Source organism: Streptomyces coffeae (assembly GCF_016741875.1).
Lineage (GTDB): Bacteria > Actinomycetota > Actinomycetes > Streptomycetales > Streptomycetaceae > Streptomyces > Streptomyces coffeae.
The window spans coordinates 164,952-180,319 of the sequence record NZ_JAERRF010000019.1 but is presented as its reverse complement, the minus strand read 5'-3'; the positions used below and the strand labels follow the sequence as shown (position 1 = coordinate 180,319).

The following is a 15,368-nucleotide window of genomic DNA, read 5'->3' as shown; positions in this document are numbered from 1 at the left end:
CCCGCCTGTCAACAAACCGTGCCATGGCAGCCCTACGACACCACCTAACAAAGCACTACCAGGCCCTGTCCAGCGGATCTTCGCGGGCCCGCGACGCCTGGCACGGCACCTCGCTTCGTTGTCGGGATCGTCCGAGTACGACCCGGTACGAGGACGACCCTCCGCCTTGCGATCCACCGCACCAGACGCCGCGGGCTGATCCGCGAAGATCCACCGGACAGGACCTAGCCGGCCGGGGGCTCCGCCAGCGCGAGCCGCGGCTTGGGCCCGTCCGTACGCCCCGTCGGCGGCTTCCGGCTGCCCGCCTGGTACGGCAGCGGCCAGGGCGCCCCGGGTCCGGTGTACTCCTGCTCGGCCGCCGCGTGCAGGGTCCAGTGGGGGTCATAGAGATGGGGGCGGGCCAGGGCGCAGAGGTCGGCGCGCCCCGCCAGGATCAGGGAGTTGACGTCGTCCCAGGAGGAGATGGCCCCGACGGCGATGACGGGGACGCCGAGCTCGTTGCGGATGCGGTCGGCGAACGGCGCCTGGTAGGAGCGGCCGAAGTCGGGGCGCTCATGGGCGACCACCTGACCGGTGGAGACATCGACGGCGTCGGCACCATGGGCGGCGAAGGCCGACGCGATGGCCACCGCGTCCTCGGCGGTGGTGCCGCCCTCGGCCCAGTCGGTGGCGGAGATGCGCACCGTCATGGGGGATTCGCGGGGCCAGACGGCGCGGACGGCGTCGAAGACCTCCAGCGGATAGCGCAGCCGGGCCTGAAGCGAGCCGCCGTAGGCGTCGGTGCGCCGGTTGGTCAGCGGGGAGAGGAAGCCGGAGAGCAGATAGCCGTGGGCGCAGTGGAGTTCGAGCAGGTCGAATCCGGCGCGGGCGGCCCGTTCCGCGGACCGCACGAACTGGTCGCGGACGGCGGCGAGTCCGGCGGTGTCCAGGGCCGTCGGTATCTGGCTGACGCCGGGGCGGTAGGGCAGTGGTGAGGCGGCCACCAGCGGCCAGTTGCCGTCCGGCAGCGGGTCGTCGATGCCCTCCCACATCAGCCGGGTGGAGCCCTTGCGTCCGCTGTGGCCGAGCTGGACACCGACGGCCACGCCCGGGGACTGCGCATGGGCGAAGTCCACGATCCGGCGCCACGCCGCCTCATGGGCGTCCTCGTACAGTCCGGCGCAGCCGGGGGTGATCCGCCCCTCGGGGCTCACGCACACCATCTCGGTCATGACCAGGCCCGCACCGCCCACGGCGCGCCCGCCGAGGTGGACGAGGTGGAAGTCGCCGGGGGTGCCGTCCTGCGCGGAGTACATGTCCATCGGGGACACCACCACACGGTTGCGCAGGGTGAGTCCGCGCAGCCGGAAGGGGGTGAACATCGGCGGCGTACCGGCCGGCACCGCCGCCTCCCGCTCGACCGCCGAGACAAAGCCGGTGTCGCGCAGCCGCAGATTGTCATGGGTGACCCGGCGGCTGCGGGTGAGCAGGTTGAACGCGAACTGCCGTGGCGGCTGGCCGAGATAGAGCTCCAGATTCTCGAACCACTCCAGACTGGCGCGGGCCGCCCGCTGGGTGGACTCGACGACGGGGCGGCGCTCGGCCTCGTACGCGGCGAGCGCGTCGGGCAGTTCCGGGTGCTCCTGGAGGCAGGCGGCGAGCGCGAGGGCATCCTCGACAGCCAGTTTGGTGCCCGACCCGATGGAGAAGTGCGCGGTGTGGGCGGCGTCGCCGAGCAGCACCGTATTGCCGTGCGACCAGCGCTCGTTGACCACGGTGCGGAACGCGGTCCACGGCGAGCCGTTGCCGCGCAGCGGGCGGCCGCCGAGGGCGTCGGCGAAGAGCTTGGCGCAGACCTCCGTGGACTCCCGCTCGGTGCAGCGGTCGAGCCCGGCCCGGCGCCACACCTCCTCCCGGGCCTCGACGATGACGGTGCTGGAATCGGGCGAATAGGGATAGCCGTGGAGTTGCAGCACGCCGTGCTCGGTCTCGGCGGTCTCGAAGCGGAAGGCGTCCAGGGCGAAGTCGGCGGCGAGCCAGATGTAGCGGCAGCGGTGGGTGGTCAGCCGCGGGCGGAAGGCGTCGGCGTGGGCCTGACGGGTGGCGCTGTGCACTCCGTCCGCGGCGATCACCAGATCGTGGGTGCGGGCGAGGGACACGGCGGAGGGCGCCGCGGTCCGGAAGTGGAGGCGGACGCCGAGCTCGCGGCAGCGCTGGTGGAGGATCTCCAGCAGCCGCCGCCGGCCGAGCGCGGCGAAGCCGTGGCCACCGGAGGTGAGCACCCGGCCGCGGTGGACGATGTCGATGTCGTCCCAGCGGACGAACTCACGGCACATCGCGGTGTGGACGGCCGGGTCGGCGTGCTCGATACCGCCCAGGGTCTCGTCGGAGAGGACCACCCCGAAGCCGAAGGTCCGGTCGGACGCGTTGCGCTCCCAGACGGTGATCTCGCGCCGGGGGTCCAGCCGGGCCAGCAGCACCGCCGCGTACAGCCCGCCGGGCCCCCCGCCGACGACGGCGATCCGGGCCGGTCGTCCGGCGGTCACCGGCCCTGCCACCGGGGCTCGCGGCGGGCGGTGAACGCGGCGTGGAACTCGGCGTAGTCCGCGCCGTTCATCAGCAGTGCCTGGGTCGCCGCGTCCATCTCGATCGACGCGGACAGCGGCATGTCCAGCTCGGAGGTGAGCAGCGCCTTGGTCTGGGCGAGGGCGAGGGAGGGCCCGTCGGCGAGCCGCCGGGCCAGCGCCTCGGCCCCGCTCTGTGCCTCACCCTCGTCCACCGGCACGCTGATCAGCCCGATGCGCTCGGCCTCGGCGGCGCGCACCGGCTCGCCGAGCATCAGCAGCCGGGTGGCGTGGCCGAGCCCGACGACGCGCGGCAGCAGATAGGCGGCGCCCATGTCGCCGCCGGAGAGCCCGACCTTGGTGAAGAGGAAGGAGAAGCGCGCCGTGGGGTCGGCGACCCGGAAGTCGGCGGCGAGGGCGAGAACGGCGCCCGCACCGGCCGCGGCCCCGTGCACCGCGGCCACCACGGGGAAGGGGCACTCCCGCAGGGCGCGCACCACCTGCCCGGTCATCCGGTTGAAGTCCAGGAGCTGACGGGTGTCCATGGCGAGGGTGGCGCCGATGATGTCGTCGACATCGCCGCCGGAGCAGAAGCCGCGGCCCTCGCCGCCGAGCACCAGGGCCCGTACGGAGCCCTCGCGGGCCAGCTCGGCGAGGAGGTCGCGGAGATCGGCGTAGGCGCCGAAGGTGAGCGCGTTGAGTTTCTCGGGGCGGGCGAGGGTGACGTTCGCCACGCCGTCGTCGAGCGTGAGGCGCAGATGGCGCCACTTTTCGGTGCGGGACGCGGAGCCGGTGAACGGACTCATGGGCCCTGGCCTCCTTCGGCCTGACGGCTGCTGCCTGCCAGTTGAAGTTATCACCGCATCATGACTGTCGTCACGAGTACGCGATAAGACAGCGCCGCGCGGACGTCGCCTGTCAGGTCATAAGTCCCACCAAGAGTGGTCCACGGTCCCTTCCGGCACTATCGTCCGCTTCATACCGTCAAGGGTTGCTGCGGTATCTCCCCCCGGACTCACCCGGGGGGAGAGCCGTACACCCGGCCGCAAGGCTCCGCTGACGACTGGACCAGGACGTTGCCCGAACCCCTCCGTGCCGCCACTTGGCGCTTCGCACTGCCGCACACGACGGCCGCCGTTCCGCTGGCCCGTGCGCTGATCCGTAACACCCTGGCGGACATCGGTGCCCCCGTGGACGGGGACACCGCGGAGCTGCTGACGGCCGAACTGGTCGCCAACGCCGTGCAGCACACCGACGGCGACGAGCCCATAGAGCTGGTGGTGGAGCTGGTACCGACCGGTGGCTGGCAGGTCGAGGTGCATGACCAGGACCCGACCCCGCCCGGCGGGTTCGACGGCCCGGGCCGCCCCGAGGGCCCCAAGAGACCCGACGGCGCCGACCTCCCCGACGGCACCCCGAGTCTGGCCGAACGCGGCCGCGGACTGCTGCTGATCCGCACCCTCAGCGCGGACGCGGGCTACCGGCCCACCGACTTCGGCAAGGCCGTCTGGTTCACCCTCCCGCCCCGGACCCGCTGACCGCCGGGCCCGGCACCTTCCGCACCGGGGGTATCAGGGCCTGCTGAGCGTGGCGACCAGCACCGCCTTGATGGTGTGCATCCGGTTCTCCGCCTCGTCGAAGACGACGGAGTGCACCGACTCGAAGACTTCCTCGGTGACCTCGAGCGAGGTCAGCCCGTGCCGCTCGTAGATCTCCCGGCCCACGTCGGTGCCCAGGTCGTGGTAGGCCGGAAGGCAGTGCAGGAACTTCACCGCGTCGTTCCCGGTCGCGCGCAGCACGTCCATCGTCACCGCGTACGGGCCCAGCAGCGCTATCCGCTCGTCCCACACCTCCTTGGGCTCCCCCATCGACACCCACACATCGGTGGCGACGAAGTCCGCCCCGCGCACGCCCTCCTCGACGTCCTCGGTGAGCGAGACCCGGGCACCCGAGGCGGCGGCCAGCTGACGGGCCAGCTCCACGATGGTGTTGTCCGGCCAGAGCAGCCGGGGCGCCACGATCCGGACGTCCATGCCCAGCAGGGCGCCCGTGACGAGGTAGGAGTTGCCCATGTTGTAGCGGGCGTCGCCGAGGTAGGCGTAGGTGATCTCGTGGAGCGGCTTGTCGCTGTGCTCGCTCATGGTCAGCACATCGGCGAGCATCTGGGTGGGGTGCCACTCGTCGGTGAGGCCGTTGTAGACGGGCACTCCGGCGTGGGCGGCCAGCTCCTCGACCACACCCTGGCCGTGGCCCCGGTACTCGATGGCGTCGAACATCCGGCCCAGCACCCGCGCCGTGTCCTTGACCGACTCCTTGTGTCCGATCTGCGAACCGACCGGATCCAGATAGGTCGTCGAGGCGCCCTGGTCGGCGGCCGCGACCTCAAAGGCGCAGCGGGTGCGGGTCGAGGTCTTCTCGAAGACCAGAGCGATGCTCCTGCCCTGGAGCCGCCGCACCTCCACGCCCGCGCGCTTGGCCGCCTTCAGCTCGGCGGCCAGGCCGACCAGCCGGCGGAACTCGTCGGCGGTGAAGTCCAGCTCCTTCAGAAAATGGCGGCCGGTGAGGTCAATCGCCATGGGGTGGGCTCCTCGGTCACGGTGGATCACGGCTGCGGCGGCGATACCGCGGCCAGGAACCATGGAAGCATATACGAAGAACCGCATATATGCGGAGGGGGGGTCTTCGCTGGTGCGGTGCCGGTCCGTCGGCTACCCGTCCACCCTGCTACCCGTCCACGGGGTCCCGCTCAACCGGACAGCTCATGCACCGCGGCCCGCCACGGCCCCGCCCCAGCTCGCTGCCCGGGATGTCGATGACCTCGATCCCGCGCTTGCGCAGGAAGGTGTTGGTCGTGGCGTTCCGCTCGTAGGCGACCACCACGCCCGGCTCGACCGCGAGCACATTGCAGCCGTCGTCCCACTGCTCGCGCTCGGCCGCGTGGACGTCCTGGGTGGCGGTGAGCACCCGGATGGAATCCAGCCCGAGGGCGGCGGCTATCGCGCGGTGCATATGCTCCGGCGGATGGTCGGTGACCTTGAGCTCAAGGCTGCCCGCACCCGGTTCGATGGTGTACGAGCGGAGCATCCCGAGCCCCGCGTACTGGGTGAAGGTGTCGCCGTCGACCATCGTCATCACCGTGTCCAGATGCATGAAGGCCCGCCCCTTGGGCATGTCGAGGGCCACGATGGTGCGGGCCGAACCGGCCGCGAACAGCCGGTGCGCGATCATCTCCACCGCCTGCGGTGTGGTCCGCTCGCTCATGCCGATCAGCACCGCGCCCTTGCCGATCACCAGCACATCGCCGCCCTCGATCGTGGAGGGGTAGGCCGCCTGTCCCTCCGACCAGACGTGGAAGTCCTCGTCGGCGAAGAGCGGGTGATGGCGGTAGACGGCCTCGTAGTGCACCGTCTCGTGCCAGCGGGCGGGCCATCGCATCGCGTTGATCGAGACCCCGTCGTAGACCCATGCGGAGGCGTCCCGGGTGAAGAGGTGGTTCGGCAATGGATTGACGAGGAAGTCGTCGGGCTCCATGGCGTGGAAGCGGACGGAGACCGGCTCCGGGTACCGCGCCAGATACTCCCGCTTGGTCATCCCGCCGATCAGCGCCTCGGTCAGCTCGGGGGCGGTCAGCTCGTCGAAGGCGGCGCGCAGATGGTCGGTGACGAGCGGGCCGTACTCCTTCTCGTCGAAGACCCGGTCCAGCACCAGTGACCGCGCGGCCGGAATCGCGAGGCTCTCGGTGAGCAGATCACCGAAGAGATGGACCTCGACACCGCGGTCGCGGAGCACATCCGCGAAACCGTCGTGCTCCTGGCGGGCCCGCCGCACCCACAGGACGTCGTCGAAGAGCAGAGCGTCCTTGTTGGACGGAGTGAGCCGCTTCAGCTCCAGATCGGGGCGGTGCAGGATGACACGGCGCAGCCGCCCGGCCTCGGAGTCCACATGGAATCCCATGCACCCATCTTCGCCGCTGCGGGCCCACGGTGAACGTCCCGCGACACACATATCTCCGATCTTGGCCGGTACCTGCCCCGGCCGACGGCGCCGTACGCGGGGCCGGGGGGGGCGGCCGGGCTCAGCCCGCGGCGAGCACCACGATCAGCACCAGCGCGACGGCGATGACGCCCAGCAGGGCCGAAACCCACAGCTGGCCCGGTTGCAGATCGATCCGGCCGCCGCCGTCGTCGTCCCCGCGCCGCGGCCACCACCGGCGCCGCCGCGCCTCCCGCCGGGCGGCCCGGCACGCCGCGTCCTCCAGTTCCCGGCACTCCTCGGCGACTCCGGCAAACAGCGCCTTCCAGCCCTTCTCGCCGAAGCCGGTGGGCTGCCGGGTGCCGATGACCCGGCGCACCACCTCGCGGCCCGCGCCGCCGCCCGCGCTCCACAGGCCGGGCAGGACACACCCCATCAGCTCGGGCACGGCCCCGCGGTCCGCGTACGGGCGCACCAGACCCTCGTAGAGCATCAGCGCGTTGCGCACCCGCAGCCGGGTGTCCGGATCCACGGCGGACCCCCGTCCGGCCCCGCCCACCGCCGGACCGGCCGGGGCGTCGAGATAAAGATGGGCCAGCAGCACCTTCTCGCAGACCGCGTCCGCCAGCTCCGGTCCCCGCTCCGGCGCCCGGCGCACCAGCTCGACCACGATCCGGGTGACCCGCTCGGCGGGCAGCCCCTCGTCGAGCGCGCTCAGACACACCCCGTCGTCGGCTTCGCGCAGCGCGACGGCGAGGGCGTCCCCGCCGTGGCGCAGCGCCTCGCGCAGCCGGCGGGCACCGGTCACCGAGAACCGGCGGGCAGGGGTGTTGGGGTGCGCGGCGCCCCGCTCGCCGCCGTGCGTGCCGGGCGGCTGCCCGCACTCCGTGTGGGCGCGACGCCCGGTCTCCGTGTGGTCGCGGGTCTCCGGTTGGCCGCGGTGCCCGGTCTCCTCCTCCGCACCGGTGGTGCGGTCCATCTCCTTCACCATCCCCGTTCCTTCCCTCACAGCGCTTCCAGCACCTCCCGTATCCGTGTGGCCGCCCGGACGTCGAGCGGCTCGTCGCCGTCCTGCGCCAGCCGGGGCAGAAAGCCGCACAACACCGCCAGCTGCCGTTCGTCGCGGGCCGCTCGCCGGATCCAGCCGACGAGCGCGTCCTCGGCGGCACCGGCGGACCGGGCCCAGGTCAGCGCGGCCCGCAGCAGTTCGGACAGCTGGGGCGCGCAGCCGGGCCGGGCGGCCAGCAGCGCCGTGGCCAACGGCCAGGCGGTGTACGGCTCCAGCTCCGGCACCTCCCGCAGCCCCCACAGATGCGAGGTGCGGGTGGTGACCGCGCGCAGCGCCGTCAGCAGTGCCAGGTCGCGGCGGGGCCGCCGGGTGTCCCGCAGCCAATGGGTGAGCCCGTCCAGCACCACCTCCGGCTCGGTCCCGGCCAGCAGCCGCAGTACGCCGTAAGAGGTGGTGACGCCGCCGTCGGCGCAGGCGATCCGGCCGAGCTCCGCCAAGGACGCCGGGACCGAACCCGCCGCCAGGCCGTAGCCGTGGGCGAGCGCCGCCGTCTCGCGCTCGCGTTCGTCGTCGCCGCGCGCCCAGGCGCGCAGCAGGCCGTCCACGGCGGGGCGCACCTCCGGGGCGCGGGCGGCCTCGGCGAGCGCGGTGGCGGCCGCCATCCGCTGCACCGGGCTGTCGGTGCGCACCAGCGGCAGCAGCAGCTCGGTCAGACCATAGAGATAGTCCCGGGCGCACAGCACACCCGCGGCGACCGCGGCCCGCACCCACACCTGCGGGCGCGGGTCGTCGCACAGCGCGCGCAGCCAACGGGCCGTCGGGCCACGGAGGTTGTGGTGGCCGTCCCACACCTCGTACAGCACCGCGGGCGCCAGCCGCCGCCCCCGGAACCACACGGCGCGGACCGGTACGGACGCCTCCCCGAGGTCCTCCATGCCGTCCCCGCACACCGCACGGGCGGTGCCGGGCGCGGCCCCGGGGCGGGCGGTGAACAGCGGGCGGCCCGGGGCGTGCTGGGGGTCGAGGGTGACGGCCAGCTCCCAGGTCAGCAGCTCGGCGGCCTCCGCGGTGAGGCTGTGCGCCGAGCCGTTGAAGACGGCGAGCGCGATCCGCAGCGCGGCGGCCCGCAGCTCGGGCAGGGCAGCGGGCAAGGTGTCCAAGCGGCCTGGCGCCGCGAACCACGCACGGGCCTGGCGCGGGGCGAACGACCGGCAGTGCGCCAGCAGCCGTCCATCGGACATCCCGCCCCGCGCGTGGGCGGCGAGATGGCCCGCGAGCCGGGCCGCCTCACCGGGGCGCAGCTCGTCCAGGCCGAGCGCCTCGGCCACCTCGGGCCGGGCGGCGGTGGTCCGGGCCAGCTCCAGCAGTTCGGCGGGTGCGTCCGCGAGCAGATCGGCGAGATGGACCTCGAGGACATCGGCGGCGGCGGGCGGCTCATGGGGCAGTGCGTGACGGCGGTCGCCCAGCAGCTGTTCGGCCAGCGGTCCGCCGGGGACCAGGACAACGGCGAACGCCCCACGCTCGACGGCCCGGGCGCGCAGCCGGTCCAGCAGGGTGCCGGGCGTGGTGTCCGGCGTGGTTCCCGGTGTGGTTCCCGATCTGGTGTCCGGCGTGGTGACGCTGGATACGACGGCGGCGGCGGGCAGTTCGAGGAGATAGCCGTGGCCGCGTTGCAGCTCCTGCGCGGTGGAGGTGCCGAGGAGGATTCCGGGGGCGAGGCGGGTGACACCGCCTCCGGCGCGCTCGGCGCGTTCGGCCAGGAGCGCGAGCCCGGTCCAGGCGCGGCCGGTGCCCGGTTCGCCGCACAACGCGAGAAGGCGGGTGCGCCGCAGCTGCTCACGCAGCTGCGAGTGGCCGGGCCCGGTGCGGTGGAGCCGCTGCAGCCGCGCCAACTCCTCGTACGGAACGGGCCCTTCGGGGAGGGTGGGGCAGGGTTCGTCGGCGGGGAGCGGCGCCGGCCCGTCGGTGAGGTGCAGATGCGCACGGGCCTCGCGCGCGGTGCGGGCGCCGCCCGCCTCGCCCGCGCCGTCCAGCGGGCCGCCCTTCGGGATGTCCAGCCGCCGTATGCCGGTGTGGTCCGCCGTGACGTCGATGTTCTCGGTTCCGCTCATCGCCCGCCGTCCTTCGCCGCCGTGGCCCCCGTATGGCCGGGAGCGGGCCCGTTGTCGTCTCACCGGGCGCGGGAGCGCCGCGGCGCGGGGTACCGGACCGGCCGGGGCACCGGACCGCTGGGGCTCCGGACCGCTTGGGCACCGGATCGCTTGGGCACCGGATCGCTTGGGCTCCGGACCGCTTGGACTCCGGGGCCCGAAGCGGGCGGCGGGACTCTCTCTCCCCCTGCCCGTCCCGCCGCCCCTCTCCGGTGCCGGGCGCTGGGCCGTGTGCACCCCCGTCGCACACGGTCCGGCTCCCCCGTGCGTGTCCAGCGTGCCCGGGGAGCGGTGCGGGGGCTGTAGCCGTTTACACAGTCGCGGAACAGGCCGGGGCGTACGCGCCCGCGCTCAATCGCGGGGGCGTGCCGGGATCTGCTCACCCGTCGCGCGCCCCTCGGCCAACAGCCGCAGCAGTCCGAGGTCCATCACCACGAAGCGGCGCGAGGCGGTCTGCACGACGCGCTGGTCACGCAGCAGCCGCAGCGCCTTGGCGACCGCTTCCCTGGTCGAGCCCACCGCGGCGGCGATGTCGTGCTGGGGCAGCGGGAGATCGACGGTGATGGCGCCGCCGGGACCGGAGTGGCCGGTGCGCTCGGCGAGTTCGACCAGCCGGGCGGCGAGCCGCTGCAACACCTTCTCGGAGGCCAGCGAGCGCCGCTCACCGTCGGAGCTGCGCAGCCGGGAACTGAACTGACGCATAATCAGCATGGTGGCCACCGGACGGGCGGCCAGATAGGCGCGGAACCGGTCGCCGGAGACCACGACCGCCTCCATCCGGCCGAGCGCGGTGACGGTGGCGCTGCGCGAGCCGTGGTCCACCGCGGCCTGATCCCCGACGACTTCGCCCGCTCCGCGCAGCGCCAGGATCAGCCGGACGCCGCGCTCGGTCTCCACCGAGACGGTGGCCCAGCCGGAGGTGATGGCGACGACGAAGGTGGTGCGGTCGTGCTCGCGCAGCACGACCTGGGAGGGGTCGTAGACCCGGGGGCTGCCGAGGGCGAGCAGCGCACGCCGGTCGTCGGCGGGAAGCGCGTGGAGGAACGGCCGTCCGTCCTCGAAGAGACTCATCCGCCCTCCCCGCTCTGCTCGTTGGTCGTCACGCTCGCGGAGAACCGGTGGGATGGAGATCGATGGAATGGAGAACGATGGGATCGAGCAGCACGCTAGGCAGCCGACACGGTCACGTCAATGGTCCGCGTCCGCGCCCGGCCCCGGGGGGGGGCAGTACGCCGGGGCCGCCAGGGCCGCCGGAGCCCGCGGCGGGGCGAGCTCCGGCGGCCTGGCGGGGCGCGCGGGTGGCAAGGCCGGGCGGCCCCCTTTGAAGAGGACCCTAGAGGCGGGGGTCCACCGGCTCGGACTCCAGCGCGAGCACCGCGAAGACCGCCTCGTGGACGCGCCACAGCGGCTCATCGTCGGCCAGCCGGTCCAGCGCCTCGAGGCCGAGCGCATACTCCCGCAGCGCCAGCGAGCGCTTGTGGCCGAGGTGGCGCACACGCAGCCGGTCCAGGTTCTCCGGACGGGTGTACTCCGGGCCGTAGATGATGCGCAGATACTCGCGGCCACGGCACTTGACGCCCGGCTGGACCAGTCGGCCGTCGCCCTTGCGCACAAAGCCCTGGAGCGGCTTGACGACCATGCCCTCGCCGCCCGCCGCCGTCAGGTCCAGCCACCACTGGACACCGGCGGCGCGGGACGCGTCGTCCTCGGTGTCGACGACCAGACGGCGAGTGGGGGCGAGCAGCCGGTTCACATAGGTCGGGACGTAGGCGCAGATGGAGTTGTTCGCGTCGGCATCCAGCCCCTCGGCCTCGACCATCCGGTCGATCATCGCGAGCTGTTGGTCGTGCGGGAGCGCAGCGAGGCTGCGGCCCTGGACCGCCAGGATCTGGAACGGGGCCAGCCGGATGCCGTCCAGACCGTCCGTGCCCCGCGATCCGACCGTGCGGCGGCCCCTCGGCTCCTCCCGCTCCTCGCCAGGCCACCCGCGCTGCGGATCGCCGACCGGCCAGCAGTAGCGCCGATACGCCTCGGTGAACGCGGCCGCGTCCACCGCTCGTTCACGCTGCTTGCCGAGCAGGCCGGAGACCTCGACACCGCGCGCCGCCGCGTTCTCCAACGCGGTGAGCACACCGGGGAGGACGGCGCGCGAGGCGGCGCCGACCGCCGCGTACTGGTTGCGCAGCAGCCCCTCGGCCTTGAGGGACCACGGCATCAGCTCGGCGTCCAGCAGCAGCCAGTCGGTGTCGAGCTCCTGCCAGAGACCGGCGCTGTCGATGGCGCGGCTCAGCCGTCGAAGGATCTTCCCGGTCAGCCGCGGGTCGTCGAAGAACGGGCGCCCGGTGCGGGTGTACACCATGCCGGACACCCCGTCCGGCGCGTCGAAGCGCTTCCGCGCGACCGTGTCGTCACGGCAGACCAGGGCCACCGCGCGGGAGCCCATGTGCTTCTCCTCGCAGATCACCTCGCGCACCCCGTCGGAGCGGTAGGCGGCGAACGCCTCGGCCGGGTGCTCGAGATAGCCGTCCTCCGAGGACGTGGCGCACGGCGCCATGGTGGGCGGGAGATAGCCGAGCAGCCGCGGGTCGACCGCGAAGCGGCTCATGACCTCCAGCGCCGCCGCGGCGTTCTCCTCCTTGACCGCGATCCGGCCCATGTGCCGGGTCTCCACCACCCGGCGCCCCTGCACATCGCCCAGGTCCAGCGGACGGCCCTGGGCGCCGCCGGGCGCCTCGTTGGTCAGCGGTTTGACCGGCTCGTACCAGATCCGCTCGGCCGGAACGTCCACCAGCTCCCGCTCCGGCCAGCGCAGCGCGGTCATCCGGCCGCCGAAGACACAGCCGGTGTCCAGGCAGATGGTGTTGTTGAGCCAGGAGGCCACGGGGGTCGGGGTGTGGCCGTAGACGACGGCGGCGCGGCCCCGGTAGTCCTCGGCCCAGGGGTAGCGCACGGGCAGGCCGAACTCATCGGTCTCACCGGTGGTGTCCCCGTACAGCGCGTGCGAGCGGACCCGGCCCGAGGTGCGGCCGTGGTATTTCTCGGGCAGCCCGGCGTGGCACACCACCAGTGCCCCGCCGTCCAGTACGTAGTGACTGACCAGCGACTCGATGAAGACCCGGACGCGGTCGCCGAACTCCGGGTCCTCGGTGTGCTCCCGCTCCAGCTGCTCCACGGTCTCGGCGAGGCCGTGGGTGACCTGGACCTTGCGGCCCTTGAGATAACGGCCGAGCTTGTTCTCGTGGTTGCCGGGGACGCACAGCGCCGCGCCGGAGGCCACCATCCCCATCACCAGGCGCAGCACCCCCGGGCTGTCGGGCCCGCGGTCGACGAGGTCGCCGACGAAGACCGCGGTACGGCCCTCGGGGTGGGCGGCGTCGACCGGGCGGCCGCGCTCGTCACGGCGCAGGGCGTAGCCCAGCTTGCCGAGCAGGGTCTCCAGCTCGGAACGGCAGCCGTGGATGTCACCGATGATGTCGAACGGACCGGTGAGGTGGCGCAGATCGTTGTAGCGGCGCTCGGTGGTGATCTCGGCGGCCTCGACCTCTTCGGAGCCGCGCAGGATGTGCACCTTGCGGAAGCCTTCGCGCTCCAGGGACTTCAGGGAGCGTCGCAGCTCACGCCGCTGGCGCGGAATGACATGGGCGGGCATGCCGGCGCGGTCGGGCCGCACCGCGTTGCGCCGGGCGCATTCGCCCTCGGGGACGTCGAGGACGATGGCGACGGGGAGGACGTCGTGTTCGCGCGCGAGCCTGATGAGGCTGCGACGCGCCTCGGACTGGACGTTGGTGGCATCCACGACGGTCAGCCGCCCGGCCGCCAGCCGCTTGCCCGCGATGTAGTGGAGGAGGTCGAAGGCGTCGGGGGTGGCGCTCTGGTCGTTCTCGTCGTCGGCGACCAGCCCGCGGCAGACGTCGGAGGAGACGACCTGGGTGGGCAGGAAGTGGCGCCGGGCGAACGTGGACTTGCCGGAGCCGGTGGTGCCGACGAGGACCACGAGGGACAGGTCGGGCACGGCGAGGCTGCGCTTGACGGTGCTGACGTCGGCGTCGGTCATGCGGCCGCCTCCTTCGCGGTCGTGGTGCTGGTGGTCTCGGTGGTGCTGTGGTCGGTGCGCTTGTCGTCGGTGCTGGTGCGGTCGGTGCTCGTGCCGTCGGTCTTCGTACCGTCGGCGCCGAAGCGGAACAGGGCGAGCTGGGTGGGCGGTCCCACCTCGGGGTCGTCGGGGCCGACGGGACGGAACTCCACGGTGTAGCCGTGGCGTTCCGCGACCTCACCGGCCCAGCTCCGGAACTCCTCCCGGGTCCACTCGAAGCGGTGATCGGGATGGCGCGCCTTCCCGGCGGGCAGGGTCTCCCAGCGCACGTTGTACTCGACGTTGGGCGTGGTCACCACGACGGCCCGGGGCCGCGCGGCACCGAACACGGCGTACTCCAGGGCGGGCAGCCGCGGCGGATCCACATGCTCGATCACCTCGCAGAGCACCGCCGCGTCATAGCCGCGCAGCCTGCTGTCGGTGTACGCGAGCGAACCCTGCATCAGTTTCAGCCGGGTCGACTGCCGCTCGGACATCCGGTCCAGCCGCAACCGCCGCGCCGTCTCGTTCAGCGCGCGCATCGAGACATCGACACCGACGATCTCGGTGAACCGAGCGTCCTTCAGCAGGGCGGCCAGCAACTGGCCCTGGCCACAGCCGAGATCGAGCACCCGGGCGGACTCGGTCCCGCGCAGGGCGTCGAGGATCGCCTCGCGCCGCTGTACGGCCAGCGGCACCGGCTTCCCGGCGGCCTCCGTCGTCTCGCCGCTCACACCTCCTTCGGTCTTCTGCGTCCCGTCCTCCTCTTCCGCGGACTCGCCCGCGAACTCGCCCGCGAACTCGGCCGTGGTCTCGGCCACCGCGTTGTCGATCTCCTCCACCTCGGTGTCATCCGCCTCGGCGAGCCGGGCCAGCTCCAGCCGCTCCAGCGCGGTGCGCGTCAGCGACCAGCGGCGGGTCAGATAGCGGCTGGTGATCAGCCGCTGCTCGGGGTGGCCCTCCAGCCAGCCCTCGCCGGACCGCAGCAGCTTGTCCACCTCGTCCGGGGCGACCCAGTAGTGCTTGGCGTCGTCCAGCACCGGCAGCAGCACATACAGATGGCGCAGCGCGTCGGCCAGTCGCTGTTCACCCTCCAGCACCAACCGGACATACCGGGAGTCACCCCACTCCGGGAACTCCTCGTCCAGCGCCACCGGTTCAGCCGTCACCGCCCACCCCAGCGGTGTGAAGAGCCGCTGGACCAGCTCGGCTCCCCCGCGGGCAGGCAGCGCGGGCACCTCGATCCGCAGCGGCAGCGGCCGCTCCGGCAGCTCGGGCCGCGCCTTGCACTGCCCCCGCAGCGCGCTGGAGAAGACGCTGCTCAGCGCCACGGCCAGCAGCGAGGAGGCGGCGTACGGGCGGTCGTTGACATACTGCGCCAGCGCGGAGTCGGGCGCGCCGCCCCGGCCCTTGCCCCGGCCCCGCCGCACCAGCGCCACGGGATCCACCTCCAGCATCAGCGCCGCGGTGCAGCGCTGGGCGGTCGCCTCGGGGTAGAGAACATGTGCCGTGCCATGGGAGGTGGAGAACCGCTGCGCCTTGTCGGGGTGCTTATGCAGCAGAAACCCGAGGTCGGTCGCGGGGCTCTCGTCAGTGCCGGTGGTGGTTATCGTCAAGAACAC

10 protein-coding genes are annotated in these 15,368 nt (G+C 72.9%); 1 reads left to right on the top strand and 9 read right to left on the bottom strand.

The genetic code is table 11. From position 1 onward, the window contains the following. Window positions 1-224 precede the first annotated feature (224 nt). Window positions 225-2,525, bottom strand: coding sequence for a bifunctional salicylyl-CoA 5-hydroxylase/oxidoreductase (locus tag JK363_RS28390; RefSeq protein WP_372444866.1), 2,301 nt, complete (start codon window positions 2,523-2,525; stop codon window positions 225-227). Then, complete coding sequence (locus JK363_RS28385) at window positions 2,522-3,349, bottom strand: enoyl-CoA hydratase family protein (protein ID WP_201878652.1); 828 nt, start codon at window positions 3,347-3,349, stop codon at window positions 2,522-2,524. Before JK363_RS28385 ends, JK363_RS28390 begins: the two co-directional genes overlap by 4 nt. Before the next feature lie 270 nt (window positions 3,350-3,619). On the opposite strand from JK363_RS28385, the gene JK363_RS28380 reads away from it, so the two are divergent. After that, window positions 3,620-4,081, top strand: a complete 462-nt coding sequence (locus JK363_RS28380) for an ATP-binding protein (RefSeq protein WP_201878650.1) — start codon at window positions 3,620-3,622, stop codon at window positions 4,079-4,081. Window positions 4,082-4,114: 33 nt separating this feature from the next. On the opposite strand, the gene argF is transcribed toward JK363_RS28380, so the two are convergent. The 7 genes from argF to JK363_RS28345 form a co-directional block, all read right to left on the bottom strand. Next, window positions 4,115-5,119: an ornithine carbamoyltransferase gene (argF, locus tag JK363_RS28375; protein WP_201878649.1), complete on the bottom strand. Its 1,005-nt coding sequence runs from the start codon at window positions 5,117-5,119 to the stop codon at window positions 4,115-4,117. Between the two features lie 148 nt (window positions 5,120-5,267). Beyond that, window positions 5,268-6,497 (bottom strand): arginine deiminase, encoded by a 1,230-nt coding sequence (locus tag JK363_RS28370; protein WP_201878647.1) that lies wholly within the window; start codon window positions 6,495-6,497, stop codon window positions 5,268-5,270. A gap of 121 nt (window positions 6,498-6,618) precedes the next feature. Continuing rightward, window positions 6,619-7,506: a hypothetical protein gene (locus tag JK363_RS28365; protein ID WP_236076163.1), complete on the bottom strand. Its 888-nt coding sequence runs from the start codon at window positions 7,504-7,506 to the stop codon at window positions 6,619-6,621. A gap of 14 nt (window positions 7,507-7,520) precedes the next feature. Beyond that, window positions 7,521-9,635 (bottom strand): hypothetical protein, encoded by a 2,115-nt coding sequence (locus JK363_RS28360; RefSeq protein ID WP_201878645.1) that lies wholly within the window; start codon window positions 9,633-9,635, stop codon window positions 7,521-7,523. Between the two features lie 390 nt (window positions 9,636-10,025). Further along, on the bottom strand, window positions 10,026-10,745 hold the full coding sequence (locus JK363_RS28355; protein WP_201878643.1) for a Crp/Fnr family transcriptional regulator: 720 nt from the start codon (window positions 10,743-10,745) through the stop codon (window positions 10,026-10,028). Between the two features lie 262 nt (window positions 10,746-11,007). After that, window positions 11,008-13,728, bottom strand: coding sequence for a polynucleotide kinase-phosphatase (locus JK363_RS28350; RefSeq protein ID WP_201878641.1), 2,721 nt, complete (start codon window positions 13,726-13,728; stop codon window positions 11,008-11,010). Then, on the bottom strand, window positions 13,725-15,368 hold the full coding sequence (locus JK363_RS28345) for a 3' terminal RNA ribose 2'-O-methyltransferase Hen1 (protein ID WP_201878632.1): 1,644 nt from the start codon (window positions 15,366-15,368) through the stop codon (window positions 13,725-13,727). The genes JK363_RS28350 and JK363_RS28345 overlap by 4 nt, the downstream gene beginning before the upstream one ends.

Bases quoted from the DNA above. Each gene is read 5' to 3' on its own strand.
- JK363_RS28350 (WP_201878641.1), bottom strand. From the start codon at position 13,728: ATGACCGACGCCGACGTCAGCACCGTCAAGCGCAGCCTCGCCGTGCCC.
- JK363_RS28385 (WP_201878652.1), bottom strand. From the start codon at position 3,349: ATGAGTCCGTTCACCGGCTCCGCGTCCCGCACCGAAAAGTGGCGCCAT.
- JK363_RS28365 (WP_236076163.1), bottom strand. From the start codon at position 7,506: ATGGTGAAGGAGATGGACCGCACCACCGGTGCGGAGGAGGAGACCGGG.
- JK363_RS28360 (WP_201878645.1), bottom strand. From the start codon at position 9,635: ATGAGCGGAACCGAGAACATCGACGTCACGGCGGACCACACCGGCATA.
- argF (WP_201878649.1), bottom strand. From the start codon at position 5,119: ATGGCGATTGACCTCACCGGCCGCCATTTTCTGAAGGAGCTGGACTTC.
- JK363_RS28355 (WP_201878643.1), bottom strand. From the start codon at position 10,745: ATGAGTCTCTTCGAGGACGGACGGCCGTTCCTCCACGCGCTTCCCGCC.
- JK363_RS28370 (WP_201878647.1), bottom strand. From the start codon at position 6,497: ATGGGATTCCATGTGGACTCCGAGGCCGGGCGGCTGCGCCGTGTCATC.